This is a genomic window from Aquiluna sp., assembly GCF_965064355.1.
In genome coordinates this window covers 1-20,429 of the sequence record NZ_CBCHRQ010000004.1, presented here as the reverse complement: position 1 = coordinate 20,429, position 20,429 = coordinate 1, and the positions used below count along the sequence as shown (strand labels likewise).

The window sequence follows — 20,429 nt, the reverse complement described above, 5'->3', positions numbered from 1 at the left end:
GGGATTACTAGGTTACGACATGAAAAAGTCACAGCGTGCAAATAGATTTGACTAGTGGTCGAAAACAATCAGGTATTTGCTCAGGGTGCAGTTGATGCATCGGGCGAATTCAACCTTCGATCCCTATTTGAAATCAGTTCAGGTCAGCACATTGTCCTAGGTGCGCCTGGTGCCGGAAAGACCACCGTTTTGCGCCATTTCGCGGCTGCGCTTGAAAAAACAGTTGATCCATCCCACATTTTGGTGCTGACTCCAACCCGACAATCCGCGAGCAAGCTGCGCGACCAGCTGGCTTTAGAGGGCAAGCGGGCAACTTCCGGGCCACGTGCCCAGTCGGTAACAAGCTACGCCTTTGGCCAGTTAGCGGCTAGCAACCCTGAGATGCGATTGCTCTCCGGTGCCCTGCAGCAAAGCATTCTTCGCGAGTTGATTGAGAAAAGCCCGAGCAGTCCATGGGGTTATGACCTGCAGACCATTGGATTGCAGGGTTTTATTCAAGAGTTGAGAGATCTATTTGCGGTTTGCATCGAAAATGGCCTCTCAACTAAGTGGCTGATGGAAAAATCTCAAGAATTCAGTCATCGCGGTTTGGCAATTGCTGCGGAACTAATACCGGCTTACGAAATCGAACTTGAGGCCAAGGGTCTTATTGACCCATCGCAATTGATTCTCAGTGCGTGTGAACTGCCATCGCCAGATTACAAATGGGTGCTTGTCGATGACGCCCAGGATTTTTCGAAGGCTGGGCTGGCCCTGGTTGGGAAAATAGCTCAAAACGCCAACCTTGTGCTGTTTGGTGACCCGGATAGCACAGTGCTTGGTTTTAGATCTGGCCTTGTGGACGGATTTGTCGGTGAGTTCTCTGGGGCGACAAAGCATTACCTAGAACCCAATAACAGTTTTGCCCATGAGCTTTCGAAATTAGCCTCAAAGCTTCCACCGCAATTGGCTGGTCCTCAGCGGCCGAGACCGGTTGGTAGCTTAGGCCAGATTCGGACTGCGCTATTTGACAATCAGGTGAGCGAAGCCGACTGGCTGGCCAGTGAAATTAGACAACGCAGAATGAAAGATGGCCTGAGCTGGGGGGATTTCGCAGTTGTTGCCAGAACCAGAACTCAACTGGATCAGTTGGCTTCGGCACTTGCGGCTCGCGAGGTGCCGACCGCAACACTCGGGACAAGTCAGGCGCTGAGAGATCAGCCCATGGCCAGGGCGCTATTGGAAACCGCGCAGCTGGGGCTTAGAAGAGTTGACCAAAATTCTGTGATCGAGGTGCTGCATTCGCCTATTTTCGGTCTGGATTCGATATCCATTCGAAGGTTGAAGCGCCAATTGGCACAGCAATCAGATTTAGATCAGGTACCTTCCTCAGAGCTACTTATTGCGGCATTAGAAGTGGAAATCGAACCAAGCACTCCTGAATTTAGAAAGCTTGGAAAACTAAGCGCTCTAATTCAAAACATCAAGTCTTTGGCCGACTCAAGCGCACACGAATTACTGTCGGCAATTTGGTCGATAGTTGATCACTCAGCACTGCAGGTGCTCGCCAAGGGGTCCTCAGAGGTCGCACTCAGTGCTAACCGCTCTCTGGATTCGGTACTTGAGCTATTCGCCGCTGCCCAGCGTTTTGATGCCAATCAGCTGGGTACCGCCTCTGATTTCGTCTTGGCGCAGCTGGAACAGGCGGTGCCAGAAGACTCTCTGGCTGCCAAGGGTCTGCGTCCTGCGGTGCAGTTGACCACGGCTGCCGGGCTTTCGGATCGCAGCTATCAGGTCGTGTTGTTGCCGCGCCTGCAAGACGGAATCTGGCCAAACCTAAGACCTAGGAGTTCACTTTTAGGGGCTACCTCACTCTCTGGCTTCCTAAATGGCAAGGTGGCGCAACCCATGCTTCCGGTTCGTTCCGAACTAGACGATGAGATTCGTTTGCTTTACAAGGCAATCGGAGCTGCCCGCTCCGAGGTAATCATCACGGCGATGGTTTCCCAAGAGGAGCAGCCGTCGCAATTTTTCGAGATGCTAGGGCTTGCACCCCAGCGCCATGAGCAGCCAATCAGCTTTGATCTTCGACGTCTGGTTGGAAGTTATCGCCGAGCCCTTGCATCCGGTGACCAATCAGTTGCACCGCTATTGGCAGCGCTCGCGCTGCTGCAGGTACCAGGAGCTAATCCAGCCGGCTGGCAGGGACTGTTGCCAATTTCCACCGATGAAGCGCTAGTGGTCGACGGTGAAGACATTCGCTTCTCGCCCTCGAGGCTCTCCGCCTTCGAAAAGTGTCCGGTGCACTGGTTCATCCAGAATTTTGGAGGAGATGGCTCTGGCTTTGAGGCGTCACTGGGCACATTGCTGCACGCGGCGCTAGAAGTCTCTAAGACGGAAGCCGAGCTTGAGAGCTTTGTGGAAAGCAACTGGCACACCTTGGAATTTGAAGCAAGCTGGCAGTCCAGTGGGCAAAAGCGCAAAGCGCTGAACATGGTGGCCGCCCTGGGTGAATACCTGCGCAGCGCTGGCGAATTAGTATCTGCCGAGCAAAAGTTTGAGGTGAAAATCGGACGCTTGGTTATCGCCGGCAAGATCGATCGAGTAGAGCGCGATGCAGATGGCGGTCTCAGAGTGGTGGATCTAAAGACCGGAAAGCCACCAAGTGCCCAGGAGGTAGTGGCTCACAGGCAGTTAGCGGTCTACCAATTAGCGGTTCGGGAGCAATACGGCGAAGAGATGGCTGGCGGCCGAATCGTAGCCGTTGGAGATCAGCGCTTGAAAGTGCTCGACCAGCCACCAATATCAGGAGAATTCGAAGGGGAGATTCTCGAACTTCTAAAAAGAGTTGAGGACGGAGCGGGTGGCAATAGCTTCGTGGCCGAGATAGCCGATCACTGCAACGAAGATTCAAACTGCCAACTGCTGATATCCAAGGTGGTAACCAGTGGCTAAGTACTCTTCGGACCAAGTCTATAAGTTACTCTCGCCACACTCTTTGACTCAGGAGCAAAAGGCTGTCATCGAAGGCGCTTCAAATACCTCTCCGACCTTGGTGATTGCCGGAGCTGGCAGCGGCAAGACCGAGCTAATGACGGTAAGGGTTCTATATCTAATCGCCAATTCACTGGCCCTGCCCTCGGAAATTCTCGGGCTCACCTTCACCCGCAAAGCAGCGAGCGAGCTGTCCGCGAGGGTGAATCAAGCACTCTACAAATTGCGTGAGAGTGATATGTGGCCAGCTGAACTACAGCAGGATTTCACTCCTCCAAATATCACCACCTACAACTCCTTTGGAAACGACATCTTCCGCAAACTCTCGTTGGCGGTTGGTTATGAGTCAGATGCCACGTTGCTAACGGAGGCAAGCTCAGTTGCTCTGGCTGATGAGCTGGTCCGCAACCTAAAGGGCGACTTACACCGCAACCTAGAGGACTGGGACAAGACCAAGGATTACTTGATCGAGCTGGTGCTATCGCTGGCTTCAGAGATTACCGACAATCAAGCAACCCCAGAGACCGTGATTGCTACTCTCACTAGTTTTGCAGGGCAGATTTCCGGATTACCCAAAAGCGATAAGGGAGAGCCGGGTCAGTTCCAATACGTCACTGACCTACTGGATGCCGCCGCGCTCAATGTGGTGATTGCCGAGCTGGTTGCCCAATACCTAGCGCTGAAAAAGAGAAGGAATCTAGTCGACTTTTCAGACCAGGTGGCCCTGGCCTTGAGCGCACTCACCGGGGAATTTGAACACGGCTATCGATTCGTTTTGCTCGATGAGTATCAGGACACCTCGAGTATTCAAACTCAACTGCTTGCTCGCTTGTTTTTCGCTCAGGCGGTTTTGGCCGTCGGTGACCCGAATCAAGCAATTTACGGTTGGCGCGGCGCGAGTAGCAATAACCTCGCCGGTTTCCATTCGGACTTTGGCTCTAAACAGGCTCAAACTTTCCAGCTTTCGACCTCCTGGCGATCCGGCCAGGCGGTGGTGGATGCGGCCAACCAACTTACCCAAGCCCTCAATGCCATCCAGCCGGAACTAGCCCCGGTAACTCTGACACCGGGGGTGGCAAATCGTGAGAACTTCGTAACCGCTGAAGTATTTCAAGACGAGTTATCCGAGGCAGAAGCGGTAGCTGACTGGTTTGAAAGAAGCCTCGACGAAGATAAGTCCGCTGCACTGTTACTGAGAACCAAAGCGAGCATGCCGCTTTATGCCAAAGTCATCTCACAGCGGGGCATAGCGGTTGAAGTATCGGGGCTATCGGGGCTGCTACAGCTTCCCGAAGTTATGGATTTGATTTGCGCTTTGAATGTGGTGCAGCGACCAGAGTCCGGAGCTTCGCTAATGCGCCTACTCTCGGGCCCACGATGGAGGATTGGGCCAAAAGACCTAGCCGAACTTAGCGCTACTGCTCAGCGTCTATCGAGGATCAGATCTGAGGTTACAAGCGCTATGCCAGTGACGATTGTGGAGGCGCTGGATGAACTAGTTCGTCCAGGTGCACTGGAGTACTCGAACTTCTCTGAAATCGGCGGAGCGCGTTTGGTTATGGCAGCCAAGCTATTGCGAAAGATGCGTGCCACCTCGAACATCTCTTTAGCCCAATTCGCCTGGGTGGTAATTCGAGAGCTAGAAATTGACATCGAGCTATTCGCGCACTCAAGTGCGCCAAATCCACTGGCGAACCTGGAAGCTTTTATTGCTCGAATTGCCGAGTACGAACAGTCTTCGCTTCGCCCTTCCCTTTCGGGGCTGCTCTCTTGGCTGGATTACGCCACCGAAAAGGAGAACTTTGAGCTTCCACGCCTTGGAGCTAAAAAGGGCACGGTCCAGATTATGTCGGTGCATGCCGCGAAAGGTTTGGAGTGGGATTTGGTGGCCTTGGCTCAGCTGAACAAGGGCTCCTTCCCGGTCGATGGCAAAGGAGCCAAGGGCTGGTTAGCTGCGGGCAAGCTGCCTTTTGTCTTGCGAGGTGATTCAAACGTGCTTCCTGTCTTTAGCTACCAGAACGCCACTACTCAAAAAGAACTAAAGGCAGCATTCGATCAGTTCCAAGAGCAAAATCGCCTAAGGCAGCTAACTGAAGAGCGAAGACTCGCTTATGTAGCGGTCACTCGGGCAAAGTCCGCTTTGCACATCACTGCCTCGCACTACAAGCTGGGCAATAAAAAGCCCAGGGAGCTCTCCCCATTTCTAGTTGAACTTATTGAGAACTCTTTAGTTGAGCTGGTCAATGAGATTCCTGATGTCCAAGAGATCAACCCGCTGGATGGGCGTAAGGAGCAAACTGTTTGGCCTTTTGATCCGCTTGGCGATAAGCGCCAAGAGATTGAGTCGGCCGCTGCCTCGGTAATCAGTTCTGCACCGGCAAGCCTTGAGAGTTTCACAGAACTTGCATTGCTGCTGGAGGAACGTGAGCGCGGTAACTGGCTCGCAGCCCCAGATCTGCCAAAGCGGCTAAGTGCCTCTAAGGTCATGCAGCTGATCACAAATCCACAGGAGTTTGCTGACTATTTGGCTAGGCCGATGCCTGCGCCGTATAGCCCAGTTGCGCAACGCGGCACCGACTTCCACCGTCTGCTCGAAGAACACTGGGTTAGAGATGCTGAACTGGCCGATCAAGATTGGGCGGAAGAGGATTTGGAGCTCAAGGCAAACTTTGAGAATTCTCGATTCGCCACCCTCAAGCCTGACTTTGTCGAACAGTCCATCGAATTTGAAATTGCCGGCCTAATCGTGGTTTGCAAAATCGATGCGATTTTCGCCCAGTCTGGTGGCTTCTTGATTGTGGACTGGAAATCCGGTTCCGCACCAAAGTCTGAAGCCGACCTAAAATCTCGGGCGATCCAGTTAGCGCTGTATCGAATTGCTTTTGCGAAATGGCAGGGTATTGGGCTGGAAAAAGTGTCCGCGACTTTCTTCTTTGCCTCAGATGGCAAGGAAGTCATGCCAGATCGATTGCTTTCAGAGCAGGAGTTGGTAACTGCGATCGAGGATGCTAGAACAGCTCGTCGAGGCTAGTTTCTTCAGTCTTTGGGTCTTCCTCGGCTGATTCCTCGGCTTCAGCGCCAGCGACCTCATCAAAGATTGATGCGGCAGTTACTTCCTCAAGATCTTGGCTTTCAGTAGCTTCCGCCACAGCGCTTAGTTCCTGTGTCGGCGTTGCCGCAGGAATGATCGCTGCTGCAGCGGCCAAGCCAACAAAACTGGTTGCGGTCAGATCCTTTAGGTTTCCGGCTTCAAGGTTGTCTTTCAGCTCAGCCAAGAGTTCTTCGGCTTGCTTGATCTGTTCTTGGTCACCAACCGCTAGGCAGTGCAGCAGCCATGTTCCCAGTTCCAACTCGGAGTAGAGCATCGCACGCTGAGCAAAGTTCTCATCGGTCGTAGGTCGAGCAGCGCGGTAGTGAATCATGGCGTCTTCGAAGGTTGAAGGTAGCGCTCCACCGGAAAGCCAGCGGAAGTCTTCGGCTGGGTCGCCGATTGATAGAGAGTTCCAATTTGCAAGTCCAACAACCTGCTGGCCATTAATCAAAACACCATCAGAGCTAATTGCGCCGTGGGTGATGGTGGAGTGGAAACGGAATAGACCGATGTCTTCGAGGGCCTGCTCCCAGCGGCTAAGTAGCTGAGCCGGAACCTTGCCGGTTGCAGCCATCTTGTCTAGCTCGGAAACCTTTTGATGCAGGATTGCGGCCGAGTCATACTGAGGCAGACCGGCATCCACGATTGCTTCGACTGAAAGTGAATGCAGAGCTGCCAACGCTTCGCCAAAGGACTTTGAGAATGGCCCTGGTCCGAGGCGAGAAAGGTCTGGACTGGAGCCCTCAAGAAGAGTGAACAACACACCGGTTGTTCCTTTTTCATCTTGGGTTTGTCCAAGCGATTCTGGAATCTCAAACGGTAAGCGAGAAGAGAGGCGACGCATGGATTGAACCACCATCTGCTCGGTTGCCAATTCGCTTATGCCTGCCGAGTTGGCAGGAATCTTGAACTCATAGGCTTGCCCATCGGCGCCCCAAAGTCGTAACGTCTCCAAATCTGGATTGGAGTCAACTTTCAAGTAGTGCCGGAAGTTTTTTCCAGGCGAAGCATCGGCTGCCAGTGCAGCTAAAATCAAAGCAGGTCGTCCCACATCTCACAGGTTAGACGGTCAATGCCCAGCAAGCGGTCAATGCCACGCGAACCAAGAGGATTCCCAATTGAACTCGGACCAGTCTGATCTCGACTTCCTAGCGGAACTTGATGACGACCAGAGGCTTGCGGCTGAGGCTTTGCTCGGGCCGGTCTGCATAATTGCAGGCGCTGGCAGCGGCAAAACCAGAACCATTTCCCATCGAATCGCGCATGGCATCGAAACTGGTGTCTACACCGCGAACCGTGTCTTGGCTCTCACCTACACAAATCGTGCGGCAAGTGAACTTCGATCCAGGATGCGCGACCTCGGTGCTGAAGGTGTTCAGGTCAGGACTTTTCACTCGGCAACGCTTAGCCAACTGCAATTCTTTTGGCCTCAGCTCACAGAGTCACTGGCACCGAAACTGATAACCAACAAGCTCCCTGTCCTCAAGGATGCACTTGAGGAATTGAAGCTTCGGGTTTCGGATGAAGATCTGCGAAGCATCGCATCCGAGATTGAATGGATGAAGTACGGCTTAATCTCTTTGGACGAGTATCAAAACCTAGATCGCCCCAACATCGCGTCTTTCTCGAAGGACAAGTTTTTGGAGGTTGCCGGAAGGTTTGAAGCGGTCAAGCAGCAGCGCAGACTTGCCGATTGGGAAGATGTTCTGCTGCTAACAACAGGCCTACTGAGAAACGAAGCTCGCATGCTCGCTCACGTGCAGCAGCAGTATCGGCACTTCACGGTTGATGAGTACCAGGACATCTCGCCCCTCCAGCAGTCACTGCTCGAGACTTGGCTGGGGGACCGCGAAGAGCTTTGTGTTGTGGGCGACCCCAGACAAACCATCTACACCTTTGCCGGAGCTGATCCGAGTTTTCTGACCGGATTTATTGGCCGCTTCCCAAGCGCTCAAGTCTTTGAGTTGAACCGAAATTACCGAAGCAGCCAGGAGATAGTTCAGCTGGCTAATCGAGTTGCCGAGCATGGAGAGCTCGAAGCGGTGCGAATATTCAGTTCTCGTCCCGCTCACCAAAAGTTCTCCAGCGCACTGGCTGAAGCAAAGTGGATTGCGGAGACGATTTCTGAAGCAGTGCAGTCCGGAACCGACCTTGGTGAAATTGCTGTGCTTGCGAGAATCAATTCCCAACTTGAGCAAGTGGAATCAGAACTGACAAAGCGTGGCATCAAGTGCCAGGTGAGGGGCACTGGACGTTTCTTCCGACGACCAGAGATCATGCAGGCCATGATTGCGCTCAGAGCCCTGCAAACTTCTGAGCTAACTGAGCCACTTTTTGTTTCGGTGAGCAACATCATTTCTTCGCTTGGTTGGAGTTCACGTTCGGATGGGTCCGAAAAGTGGCTCGGGTTGAATTGGTTTATTGAGGTGCTCGAGGAGTTTGCCGGTGATGTCAGCTTGGATGAGTACCTTCGCGAACTGCAAGAACGTGAGCGGTCCGGTCACGAGCCTGTAATGGCGGCAATCTCTCTTGCCACCATCCACGCGACCAAGGGTCTTGAGTGGAAGTTGGTTTTCCTCTGCGGCCTAAACCAGGGCTACTTCCCAATTTCCTATGCCCAAACCAGTTCTGAGCTAGCCGAAGAACGCAGGCTTTTCTACGTTGGACTTACCAGGGCGAAGGACCGCCTGTTGCTATCCAGTAATTCAGATAAGCCGGTGTCGGAGTTTCTTAGTTTCGTCTCTTAGCGACAGCCGCAGTTTGTATCTGGCAGCACGCCTTCCACAATTTCTCCGGTCTTTGAATAGAACTCGAGCGGATTGCTTGCATCTTCAAGCGGATTGTCGATCTGATTCAGAATTCTTCGCACTGCAACACTCACTGCTGCCAACATGCTCACCGAATCGGCGAGGTCGCGATCTAACTGCGAGAGCTGAGTGACTGTTGCCAGCCAACTCGGATCTTCTTGCATTCGGTAGATTTCTGAGCATGCCAGGCAAGGGGTTGTTCCTGGATTCACCAGTTGCGAGATACTCGCACCGGATTCTGTGAAGCAAATCGAAATGTGGGGGACATCTCGCGTCATCCAAACCTGGTAATCCGCCGGATCAACCACATCATTTGCAATAAGCATCGCAGCTGAGATTCGATCCAGGCCACTGGTGAGCCGAGTGTGAAGTTGCAGCTCGTCTCGCTTTTTCCCGAGGTGTTGTTTTGCTGCTTCGTGTCGAGTTAATCCGATTGCCATTGGGGCGTATCCGAGTTCGTTGGTGTCCGGTCTTCTAACTCTCGTGCCATCGAATGTGATTAGTGTTCCAACACCAGCCGTGTAGAGGGCTTTGGCTGCCAATAGACCGGTTCTTCCAAGGCTTGAAACGAAGACTTTGGCAAGACCGCGTTTCTTGATAATTGCTGCCGGATCTTGGAAATCGGCTAAGAAGACCCTCATGATTTCTGCAAACCGCATTTCGACATCACTTTGATCTAACTCAGGCAAGAAACTGCTGGTCTGTCGAATAAGTGGAGCCAGCCGATTCAAAATCAAATTCAGTTCCGGTTCATGGATTTTTGCAAGTCTGGTCAGGTTTCCAAATTGAACGTTGGTGACGCCCTGCTCCAAGATATCAACCACACGGTGCTCGGCTTCGGATTGGATTGGTATTAGCGTCGGATTCGAATAGCCGTATTGCCGGATGTTCTCCGAGTGCCAGATGCGAGCAAGGCTAGGGTTTATTTGTTTGACCATTGAGAAAGAATTCCGCAAAGCGAAATCCCTCGTCGACGGTTTTCCACAGGCTAGTTGCCGAGAAGTTTGTTTAGCTCACTGTCGAAATCATCATCGCCACCAGATAGTCGCTTGATCAAAGCGCTCGGGTCTTGAATGTCTTCCGCACTTGGCAGAAGGTCTGGGTGCATCCAAATTGAATCTCGCACCCCAGTGCCAAGCTCAGCGGCCAGCCGCTGCCACATTGCCATGGCTTCACGCTGCAATCTAGGTCTCAGCTCCAGCCCCAGCAGGGTTGCAAAAGTCTTTTGCGCAGCGCCTACTGCTTGACGTCGACGCAGCAATTCAAACACCTGGTTGATGCCGGGCAGTCGGCTAGCTGCGCTAAATGCCACGGCATCGGCCCAGCCCTCAATCAAGGCGAGCGTAGTTTCGATGCGTACCAGTGTGGCCTCTTGGTCAGCTGTTCTAGGTGTAATTAGCCCGCCGGATTCGATTACCAAATTGAAGGTGGTGGGATCGCTTGGATCGATTTGCTGGGCAAGGTTCTGGATCGATTCCGGGTCAATCTTCAGCCCCGCGGCAAATTCAGAGACCTGGGTTGCTACCTGATCGCGCAACCAACGGTTGGAGGCGTATAGCGAAGAGACCGCCAGCTCTCGGATGGCAAGGTAAATCAAGACCTCAGACTTGGGTGTTTCCAAATCCTTTAGAAAATCCTCGACGTTTTGGATCACAAGACCAGGTCTTGTCGAAAGCGGAATCCCAATCTCGCTAGCGCTGAGCACGTTCTCGGAAAGTTTTCCAACGGATTGTCCAAGCTGAGCGGCGAACATTGAAGCACCGGCATTTTCTAAGAACTTGGTCGCAGGTCCAATCATCCCAACCAATTCCTCGGGCATCACCTGGGTAAGGTTCTCACTCAGTGCCTTGGACATGCTCGCGGCCACCGGTTCCGCGAGGTCCTTGAATAGCGGAATAGCATCTTGCACCCAGAGAGCTCGAGAAAGCTGTTTTAGAGGCTGAGAATTTGCGAATTCGGTTTGCTCACCGAGCCAAAGCTGAGCGATTTCAAAGCTGTTCTGAATTTCCGCGCTGAGTGCTTCACTGGGCTGACGTTGCCCATCTTTGGCAAGTTCTAATGCGGTTTTCGTGGCTAGGTCCCAATTCACAGGTCCGTCGCTATCGGACATCATGGCCTGCACCTGGCCAAAAAGTTGACTTAGGAGTTTGGGGTTTAGGCCAGCTCCGGCGACCTTGGAAAGCTCTTCGGGATTCAATGCTCCAGATTCGAACATGCGCTTGAGGAGCTTCTCTAGCTCTTCTCTATCGCGATTCTCGTCCATTTAGATTCCTAACCTCTGTAAAAAAGGTACTGCCAAAACCCTATACAAGCTGGGAAATAGCTGATGATAAGCGGGCTGTTCGCCCACGGCGTGAGGACGCTAAGGATTCCTGACGGAAAGATTCGTAGCATTGACCCAATGACTTTTTTCAAGACTTCTAACCCGCGACTAAAGCGAGGCAGTTGGGCCATTACTGCCCTGCTCGTGCTGAGCCTGGGAGGACTTATGACCCTGCCCAGCGGATACGTCATTGAAAGACCCGGACAGGTCTTCAACGTAATGGGTGAAATCGACGATAAGCCGGTGATTTCTGCCAGCGATGTGAAGACCTACGAGAGCAAAACTCGATTTGACATCACCACCGTTTCCCTTTTGGGCAATCGCGACTCGACCCCCGGGTGGTTGCAGGTGCTATCCGCTTGGATTGATCCAGCCCAGATTGTGCTCCCGCTGGATGAGGTTTATCCACCGCAGCTATCGACCCAGCAGGTCCGAGCTGAATCGACGGCTCAGATGGAAGTGTCGCAACAGGATGCTATTGCGGCCGCACTGACTGAACTCGGCTACCAACTTGATCGTCAGCTATATGTGGCTTCCGTGATTCAGGACACTCCTGCGTCCAAGAAATTGGTTGCTGGGGACTTCTTGCTAGCGGTGGGTGCAGTGCAGGTCTTGACCTACGAGGAACTCAAAGAGCAGATTCAACTCTCCAAGGGGAAACCGATTGTCGTTAAGGTCTTGCGCGATGGAGAAACCAAAGAGTTTGAACTGACACCAGAGAAAAAAGATGACTCTTGGGTAATCGGTGCGATGGTTGGCTACGTCTATGACTTCCCGGTCGAGATTGCGCTTCAGCTCGGTGATGTCGGCGGGCCATCGGGCGGTTTGATTTTCTCGCTCGGAATTATTGACGTCCTGACCGAAGGGTCGCTGGGTGGACAAAACCACATCGCCGGCACCGGAACCATCTCGGCAGATGGCAAGGTAGGACCAATTGGCGGAATTGAGCTTAAATTGATTTCAGCCAAGAACGCCGGTGCAACTTTGTTTTTGGCACCCGAGGGAAATTGCTCTGAGGTAATCGGGCAGATTCCGGAAGGTCTTTCGGTTGTAGTTGTGAAGGATCTAAAGTCAGCACTGCAAGCGGTAGAAGAATTTGATTCAGGAAAACCCGTGCCACCCATCAGCTGCACCAACCAGGAGAAAAAGTGACTCAAGCAAACCTCAGACCTCAGCGCAAGGCATCGCCATTTTCGATAGCCATCGGCATCGTGGCTGTTATTGCAGTGGCATTGCTATCAGCCGCCGGTGTGTTCACCGATCTGCTCTGGTTCCGTCAATTAGGGTTTGAGACCATCTTCGTTACCGAGATTGTGGCTCAGCTAGTGACCTTCCTACTCGGCTGGTTGGTGATGACCTTGTTGGTTGGATTGGGGCTCGCGCTTGCCTGGCGCACCAGACCCGTGTATCTCAAACTAAGTGAAGCCTCGCCATTTCAGGCCTATCAGCAGATGTTCGAGAGCGTTGGGAAGCTGATTCGCTGGGGATTGCCGGTTGTACTTGGAGTCTTTGGTGGCCTGATTGTTGCTCGCCAGTGGCAGGTAATTGCACTCTGGCTGAACGGCTCGGAGTTTGGTCAGACCGACCCTCACTTTGGAATGGATATCGGCTTCTACATTTTCCAGCTGCCGTTTCTAACTTTTGCCATTGGCTATCTCTCCGGAGCGTTGCTATTGGCTGCATTGATTAACGGTGCAGTGCACCTGATCTACGGTGGAATGCGAATCACTGGCCGTGAGATCAAGGTTTCCAAGCCGGCCAGAATCCAGCTCACCAGCTTGGTTGCTATCTACCTAGCGGTCCAGGGAGTAAGCCTCTGGCTTGACCAGTACAGCACCGTTTCCGCATCAGGTGCCCTGTTCACCGGTGTGAACTACACCGCAGCTAACGCGATCATTCCGGGGCTTCAGATTCTTGCGATGATCTCTGTCGCTGTAGCCGTGCTCTTCCTGATCACCGCGGTGATCGGCAAGTGGCGAGTATCGATTATCGGTACCGCGATGATGGTGCTGAGCAGTTTGGTTCTGGGTGGGCTCTACCCGTGGATCATTCAAACATTCCAGGTGGTTCCAAATGAGCGAACCTTGGAGAGCCCATTCCTGCAGCACAATATTGACGCAACTCGAATTGCCTACGGACTAGACGGTGTCCAGGTTGTGGACTACGACGCCAAGGTAGTTGCTGAACCAGGTGCGCTGCGTAATGACGCCAAGACCACCGCATCAATTCGTATTTTGGACCCGGCTCTGGTCTCAGATGCCTTTAGGCAGCTGGAGCAGTACCGTCAGTACTACAGCTTCCCAAACCGTCTGCACATTGACCGCTACGAACTAGATGGCCAGGTGCAAGACACCGTTGTTGCAGTGCGTGAATTGAATCAATCAGGACTTGGAGAATCCCAGTCTTGGTACAACTCAACCATCGTTTACACCCATGGTTTTGGCTTGGTTGCGGCCTATGGAAACAAGCGCGATACCGATGGAAAGCCACTTTTCCTTCAGTCTGGAATCCCATCAATTGGTGCTCTTGGGGAATTTGAGCCGAGGGTCTACTTTGGTGCAAATTCACCGCTCTACTCAATTGTTGGAGCGCCTGAAAATGCCCAGCCGCTGGAGTTTGACTACCCAGCAGGTGCTGATGGTGAAAACGAAACCTACACAACTTTCCAAGGTGATGGTGGACCGAAGATGGGTGATTTGGTTACCCGTTTGGCATACGCACTGAAGTTCCAGAGCGAGCAAATTTTGCTTTCGGATGCCATCAATGCGAACTCTCAAATCCTGTACAACCGCGATCCTGCGACTCGAGTTGCAGAGGTAGCGCCATATCTGACCTTAGATTCTGAGGTCTATCCAGCGGTTGTGGATGGTCGAATCAAGTGGATTATCGATGGCTACACCACCAGCGCCAACTACCCGTTTGCGAATGCTGAGAACTTCAACCTCGCAAAACTGGACTCGGGATCTGATGCCTTTGGTTCGGGACCTTCGACCATCAACTACATCCGCAACTCTGTCAAGGCAACCGTAGATGCATACGATGGCTCGGTAGATCTTTACGCCTGGGACGAAGAGGATCCGATTTTGTCGGCATGGATGGGAATCTATCCGGACACCGTTCAGCCACGTTCAGCCATGAGTGCTGAGCTGATTGCTCACGTGCGCTACCCAGCTGACCTATTCAAGGCCCAGCGTTCGATTCTTGGTCGTTACCACGTGACCGAAGCTGGTGCATTCTACTCACAGCAGGATGCCTGGATGACTCCTAATGACCCAGTGGAGGGAACTGGAATCGGAGAGCTTCAGCCTCCTTATTACCTGACCCTGCAGGCACCGGGTGAGACTCAGAGCAAGTTCTCGCTCTACTCAACCTTTATCCCGCAGTCAACCGGCGAGACAGCTAGAAACGTGCTGACTGGTTACCTGATTGCAAATGCTGACGCGGGCAATCAAGCTGGCAAGGTGAATGCCGACTATGGCAAGCTCACCCTGCTTAATTTGCCAAGGGAGACGATTGTTCCAGGGCCTGGACAGGTGCAGAACAACTTCAACGCGGACAGCAACGTATCGTCGCTGCTAAACCTTTTGCGCCAGGGTTCCACCCGAGTGCTAAACGGTAACTTGCTAACCCTTCCGGTTGGCGGTGGCTTGCTTTATGTCCAGCCGGTATACATCGAGTCAACCGGTGAAACCAGCTACCCGCTACTTCAGAAAATTCTTGTGGCCTTCGGCGACCAAATCGCTTTCGAGGACACTCTGGAAGAAGCGCTTGATGCACTATTTGGCGGCAACTCAGGAGCGGGTGTCCCAACCGAGCCGACCACGCCGGGAACTGGTTCTTCAAGTTCTGGAACCGTAGATCCGGCAAGCCCTGAGCTCTCAGCCGCTTTGGCTTTGGCAAAGCAGGCTATCGAGGACAAGCAGGCTGCTCTGGCCGCCGGTGACTGGAATGCCTACGGTGAAGCCGATGCGCGTTTGGCAAAGGCGGTAGCTCAAGCTCTGGCACTATTGGCGGACTAGCAGATTTCCTGCTAATGTTGGAACTTCGCCGCGGGGTGGAGCAGTTCGGTAGCTCGCCGGGCTCATAACCCGGAGGTCGTAGGTTCAAATCCTGCCCCCGCAACTAAGAAAATCCCCTCAATGAAAATTGAGGGGATTTCTTTTTCCTGTGGAATCTCAAATTTGCAAACTCCCAAACTCATCTAACTTGCACACATGAATTTACTGATTGTTTTGCTCTTTGCACTTGGGGTCGCAAATTTGGCTGTGGATTTTCAGGCCTCGTCATACGACCCTTCGTTGACGGCGAACTCCTTCACCCTAGATCGCGTCGACCACCAGGTCAGCGAGTGTCCAGATGGCATTCCTGGTCAATTTAGCGTTTGTGCTGATGAGGTTGTTGGTGGTGGGGGCGGTAGCTCAGGTGGATCGGGGGAGGTGCCGATGCGGGAATGCCGCTACTTTGCAAATGGCACCATCGATGTCCCGACCATGACCGTAATCACAGCATGGGTTCCGGTCGGATCAAGACCTTGCATCGGAGATGAAGTTCCCAACCCTGTTAGCTCGTCAGGCACCACCGTGACAGCGGAAGAAATTGAACTCAGAGATCGTTTTACCGCACTGGCAGAAAAGCCAGCGGCTTGGTGGAGCCCTGGTTCAGAGGTCGAGTTTGAGGACGAAATTGAGCTTCACGTTCAAGCCAGCACCGAGGTGATCTCTGGGGTTCTGCTTGGAAGATCGGCTCAGATTAGGTTCCGCCCAGTAACGGCTAGGTGGGAGTTATCAAACGGTAAAGATCTTTTTGGCTTTCATCGGAGTTACTTATTTACCAGCCCAGGAAACTACTGGGCAAAGGCCTATGTCGGCTACGAGGTGGATTACAAGTATTCGACCGCCAACTGGGTCTACAACGCGGCTAATTGGGAGCTGGCCTCCAACAAATTGTCTATCGCGGTGGTTGAAAGGGAGCGGAGAACCTTGTTGGTGGGATGATTGTCCTTGGGGATTTCAGAATTTACACAGGTTGAGTTCATAGAATCCCCAGTCTTGCCCGACAGAATTTGGGCAACTCGAAAGGAAACGCATGTCTGAGTGGAATCGCTCTGGAGATAGTCAATTTAGTTTTGGTAACACCTACTCTGCTCCAGTAGACCAAGCTCCAAAGCGCAAGCGTCGTCCAATTCGCGCTCTGGGAATAGCACTGTTCGCGCTAACCGCGGCACTAATTGGTGGCGTAGTTGGATCAACCGCATTCACGCTTTCCTATCTTTCAATTTCCCAGCCAGCACCGGTTGTCGTGAACAACACAGAGAACGTCAACTGGGTAACCGGTGCCGCATCAAACGCCGCACCATCGGTAGTGACCTTGGCGGTTGAATCTGCAGATGGTTCAGGATCGGGGTCTGGTGTTGCACTGACCGAAGATGGCTACGTTCTAACCAACGCCCACGTTGTGACTCTCGGAGGCTTGACTCAGAACCCAAAGATCACTGTTCAGCTTTGGGACGGCTCGGTTTATCCTGCCAAGCTAATCGGCTATGACTCGGTCTACGACCTAGCGGTGGTAAAGGTTCAGGTTGCAGGTCTCAAGCCAATCACTTTTGCAGACTCTGACAATTTGAACGTTGGTGAGGATGTCGTCGCCATTGGTGCCCCACTTGGTCTTTCTTCAACCGTGACCCAAGGAATAATCTCGGCACTAAATCGAACCATCCAGGTGGCAAGTGCAGAGGTTAGTGAGAATCCAGGACTTCAGTTCTGGAACGGGACCGGAAACGCGCCAATCTCACTTCAGGTAATTCAGACTGATGCGGCAATCAACCCTGGTAACTCAGGTGGTGCGCTGGTGAACAACCAGGGCGAGTTAATCGGCATCAATGTCGCAATTGCTACTGCCGGCAATGGCGAAAGCGGAAGCATCGGTGTTGGTTTTGCAATCCCATCAAATACCGCTTTCAGGATATCGCAGGAGATTATTGACACCGGATCGGCAAGCCACGGTCTGTTAGGTGCGATGGTTAGGGATAACACTGTAGAGAACTCAACCTTTTCCACCGGCGCATATGTAGAGAAGCTCACTGAGTCTGGTGCTGCAGAAAAAGCAGGCATCAAGCCGGGGGATATCGTCGTAACTTTTGCCGGTCAAACCGTGACTTCGGCGGCTGATCTCACTGCGATGGTAAGGGCTGAACCGGCCGGTGCAATCGTCGAGGTTGAGGTAATCCGAGATGGTTCCAAAAAAATGTTCCAGGTCACTCTGGGCGATGCCGCTGACCTACGATAGTGGCCATGGCAGAGCAAGATTTTGGCACCAAGGTAGAACAGCAGGTTCACCTCGATCAAGGTGATCACGAGCGTTTCTCGCACTATGTGCAGAAGAACAAGATTGTTGAATCGGCGGTTCTTGGAAGCGCGGTTGTAGCACTTTGCGGCAAAGTCTGGACCCCGTCTCGCGATCCACAGAAGTTTCCGGTGTGCCCAACCTGCCAAGAGATCTACGAGGGCCTAAAGCCTGGGGACGACGAGTCTAGATAAACTCAACAGGAATTGCAGGCTCGCCTTTAGAGAGTCGAAGTGCTCCTGCCGGTAGCTCAGAAATTGCATGGCTGTGGTGCTCTCGAGCTCGCAAAACACCTTGAATCCCTAGGTATTCAGTGGCAATTTCACCATTTGAAATCATCGGCACCTGAAGCACTCGTCCAGCCTGTGGCTCACCAGAAATCAGCTCTGCCTTGGCAACGCCATTTTCCAAGACTCGGCTGGCATGTTTTTTGCCACCGCGGTTGGTTTTGAGTTTTGAGGTTTTGGCAACATCTACCCACTCACCGTTGTCGGAGTGAGCCACAAGCTTGTAGACAAATCCGGCGGTTGGGTGACCAGAACCGGTGACCAAACTGGTCCCTACGCCGTAGCTATCAATCGGTGCGATTGCCAGGGCAGCGATTGTGTATTCGTCCAGGTCGCTGGTGACTGTGATCTTGGTTTGTGCGGCCCCTAAATTATCCAGCTGCTTGCGCACCTCGACAGCAGAGGTGGCTAAATCTCCAGAGTCGAGACGAACTGCACGAACCTTTCCGTCAGTCAATCGCACCGCAGTCGCCACAGCGTTTTTAACATCGTATGTGTCGACCAGAAGTGTGGTCTCAGTTCCCATTGATTCCAGCTGGGCTTGAAATGCCTGCTCTTCGGTGTCATGCAGCAGTGTGAAAGCGTGAGCGCTGGTGCCAGCGGTCTCGATGCCGTACTGAGCGCCGGCAGCAAGATTGCTTGTTGCATCAAAGCCTGCAATAAATGAAGCTCTTGCAGCCGCAACCGCTGCTGACTCGTGAGCGCGACGTGAGCCCATCTCAATTAGTCGACGGCCGGCCGATACTGATTTCATTCGGGCAGCTGCCGACGCCACCGCCGAGTCATAGTTCAGGATCGAGAGAATCACAGTTTCCAGAATTACGGCTTCTGCAAAGCTCCCCTCCACGGTGAGCACCGGGGAGTGACCGAAGTAGAGTTCACCCTCACGATAGCCAAAGACATTTCCCGCGAATTTATAGTTTGCAAGCCAAGTGAGAGTCGACTCGTCCACAACCGAGTTGGTCCTTAGGAAATCCAGCTCTTTTTCTTCAAACCTAAAGTTTTGGATTGCCTCTAAAACTCGACCAGTGCCTGCAACCACGCCGTATCGACGTCCAGCAGGGAGTTGACGGGTGAATACCTCAAATACGCACTTGCGCTGCGCTTTTCCAGACTTCAGCGCCGCCTGGAGCATGGTGAGCTCGTAGCGATCAGTATTCAATGCAGTAGACACCTCTTTAGCCTATCTACCCAATGAGCTTTAGACTTAGTGAGTGGATTCCAGACCAATTGGTGTATTTGACTCAGGCGTCGGTGGCTTGACGGTTGCTAGAGCGATCATTGACCAACTTCCGCACGAATCTATTCACTACGTGGGCGATACTTTGAATTCGCCATATGGCCCAAAGCCCATCTCTGAAGTCCGACGCCTTGCTCTTGAAGTGATGGATGAATTAGTGGCATCGGGTGTAAAGCTTTTGGTTATCGCCTGCAATTCCGCTTCAGCAGCAGTTTTGAGAGATGCCAGGGAGCGCTACACCGAAGGACTCGGTGTCCCAGTTATTGAAGTGATTCAACCTGCGGTTCGCAAAGCGGTGGGTACTTCTAGAAACCGCAAAGTCGGTGTCATAGGAACCAGCGCTACGGTGAACTCAAAGGCTTACGAAGACGCTTTCGCTGCCGCGGTTGATTTTGAAATCACATCTGCTGCCTGCCCAACCTTCGTGGACTTTGTAGAGCGCGGAGTTACCTCAGGCCCAGAACTGCTTGCGGCAGCAGAGGCTTATTTAGCGCCAATCAAGGCAGCGAATGTAGACACCTTGGTTTTGGGCTGCACCCACTACCCACTGCTACACGCCGCACTGTCATATGTAATGGGCGACAGCGTGAACTTGGTTTCATCGGCTGACGAGACTGCTAAAGATGTTTTTAGAGTGCTAACCGAACACGATCTTTTGGCTCCGGTATCCGCAAAGCCAAGCTACAAGTTTTATGCCACCGGTAATGCCAAAGAATTCGAAAGCCTGGCCAAGCGTTTCTTGGGACCTGAGGTTAACGATGTAACCCACCTGGAGCGAAAGGCACCAAATGAGTAGGCCAAACGGAAGAGCTGAACACGAGCTTCGCGAAGTCAAAATTGAACGAAACTTCACCATCCATGCCGAAGGGTCTGTGCTGGTTTCCTATGGCAACACCAAGGTGCTGTGCAACGCATCTTTCACTCCCGGAGTCCCTCGTTTCAAGAAAGACTCTGGTGAGGGCTGGGTAACTGCTGAGTACGCAATGCTCCCGCGTGCCACGCACGATCGTTCCGACCGCGAAGCAGTGAAGGGAAAGATCGGTGGCCGCACCCACGAGATTTCTCGACTGATTGGTCGTTCGCTTCGTGCGGTGATTGACGTGAAGGCACTGGGGGAGAACACCATTGTTTTGGACTGTGATGTTCTGCAGGCCGATGGCGGAACTCGCACCGCTGCCATTACCGGAGCTTTTGTTGCACTTGCCGATGCTGTTGCGTGGGCAAAGAAGCAGGGGCTGATAGCCAAAAGCGCCAAGCCATTGATTGACACGGTCTCTGCCGTGTCGGTTGGAATCATTGATGGTGTTGCAGTGACTGACCTCGAGTATGTCGAGGATGTCAGGGCAGATACCGACATGAACGTTGT

At 52.8% G+C, this 20,429-nt stretch carries 14 protein-coding genes and 1 tRNA gene; 11 read left to right on the top strand and 4 right to left on the bottom strand.

Annotated elements, in window-relative coordinates:
- Positions 1-54 precede the first annotated feature (54 nt).
- Complete coding sequence (locus AC128V_RS00855) at positions 55-2,934, top strand: PD-(D/E)XK nuclease family protein (protein WP_482762791.1); 2,880 nt, start codon at positions 55-57, stop codon at positions 2,932-2,934.
- Entirely contained in the window at positions 2,927-6,004 is a 3,078-nt protein-coding gene (locus AC128V_RS00850) for a UvrD-helicase domain-containing protein (RefSeq protein WP_482762790.1), read from the top strand. The genes AC128V_RS00855 and AC128V_RS00850 overlap by 8 nt, the downstream gene beginning before the upstream one ends.
- On the opposite strand, the gene AC128V_RS00845 is transcribed toward AC128V_RS00850, so the two are convergent.
- Entirely contained in the window at positions 5,982-7,115 is a 1,134-nt protein-coding gene (locus tag AC128V_RS00845; protein ID WP_482762789.1) for a phosphotransferase, read from the bottom strand. The genes AC128V_RS00850 and AC128V_RS00845 overlap by 23 nt on opposite strands.
- Before the next feature lie 67 nt (positions 7,116-7,182).
- Here AC128V_RS00845 and AC128V_RS00840 point away from each other — a divergent pair, with 67 nt between their 5' ends.
- Complete coding sequence (locus AC128V_RS00840) at positions 7,183-8,811, top strand: ATP-dependent helicase (protein WP_482762788.1); 1,629 nt, start codon at positions 7,183-7,185, stop codon at positions 8,809-8,811.
- On the opposite strand, the gene AC128V_RS00835 is transcribed toward AC128V_RS00840, so the two are convergent.
- Together AC128V_RS00835 and AC128V_RS00830 are read right to left on the bottom strand one after the other, a co-directional pair.
- A complete protein-coding gene (locus AC128V_RS00835; RefSeq protein ID WP_482762787.1) occupies positions 8,808-9,809 on the bottom strand; it encodes a hypothetical protein in 1,002 nt (333 codons plus the stop codon). The two genes, AC128V_RS00840 and AC128V_RS00835, sit on opposite strands and share 4 nt — an antisense overlap.
- A 50-nt stretch (positions 9,810-9,859) precedes the next feature.
- Positions 9,860-11,134, bottom strand: a complete 1,275-nt coding sequence (locus AC128V_RS00830) for a zinc-dependent metalloprotease (protein ID WP_482762786.1) — start codon at positions 11,132-11,134, stop codon at positions 9,860-9,862.
- A 138-nt stretch (positions 11,135-11,272) separates the two neighbouring features.
- On the opposite strand from AC128V_RS00830, the gene AC128V_RS00825 reads away from it, so the two are divergent.
- The 6 genes from AC128V_RS00825 (at position 11,273) to AC128V_RS00800 (ending at position 17,730) form a co-directional block, all read left to right on the top strand.
- A complete protein-coding gene (locus AC128V_RS00825; protein WP_482762785.1) occupies positions 11,273-12,346 on the top strand; it encodes a YlbL family protein in 1,074 nt (357 codons plus the stop codon).
- A complete protein-coding gene (locus AC128V_RS00820; protein ID WP_482762784.1) occupies positions 12,343-15,213 on the top strand; it encodes a UPF0182 family membrane protein in 2,871 nt (956 codons plus the stop codon). Before AC128V_RS00825 ends, AC128V_RS00820 begins: the two co-directional genes overlap by 4 nt.
- A 29-nt stretch (positions 15,214-15,242) precedes the next feature.
- Positions 15,243-15,316 (top strand) — tRNA-Met (locus tag AC128V_RS00815).
- Between the two features lie 92 nt (positions 15,317-15,408).
- Complete coding sequence (locus tag AC128V_RS00810) at positions 15,409-16,188, top strand: hypothetical protein (RefSeq protein ID WP_482762783.1); 780 nt, start codon at positions 15,409-15,411, stop codon at positions 16,186-16,188.
- A 91-nt stretch (positions 16,189-16,279) separates the two neighbouring features.
- Complete coding sequence (locus tag AC128V_RS00805) at positions 16,280-17,479, top strand: S1C family serine protease (protein ID WP_482762782.1); 1,200 nt, start codon at positions 16,280-16,282, stop codon at positions 17,477-17,479.
- A 5-nt stretch (positions 17,480-17,484) separates the two neighbouring features.
- Positions 17,485-17,730, top strand: coding sequence for a DUF3039 domain-containing protein (locus tag AC128V_RS00800; protein ID WP_482762781.1), 246 nt, complete (start codon positions 17,485-17,487; stop codon positions 17,728-17,730).
- Here AC128V_RS00800 and AC128V_RS00795 read toward each other — a convergent pair.
- Complete coding sequence (locus tag AC128V_RS00795) at positions 17,723-18,997, bottom strand: nicotinate phosphoribosyltransferase (protein ID WP_482762780.1); 1,275 nt, start codon at positions 18,995-18,997, stop codon at positions 17,723-17,725. The genes AC128V_RS00800 and AC128V_RS00795 overlap by 8 nt on opposite strands.
- Before the next feature lie 40 nt (positions 18,998-19,037).
- Here AC128V_RS00795 and murI point away from each other — a divergent pair, with 40 nt between their 5' ends.
- Together murI and rph are read left to right on the top strand one after the other, a co-directional pair.
- Complete coding sequence (gene murI, locus AC128V_RS00790) at positions 19,038-19,859, top strand: glutamate racemase (protein ID WP_482762779.1); 822 nt, start codon at positions 19,038-19,040, stop codon at positions 19,857-19,859.
- Positions 19,852-20,429: ribonuclease PH (gene rph, locus AC128V_RS00785; protein WP_482762778.1), on the top strand; the 578-nt coding region annotated here is incomplete at its 3' end. The genes murI and rph, both read left to right, overlap by 8 nt.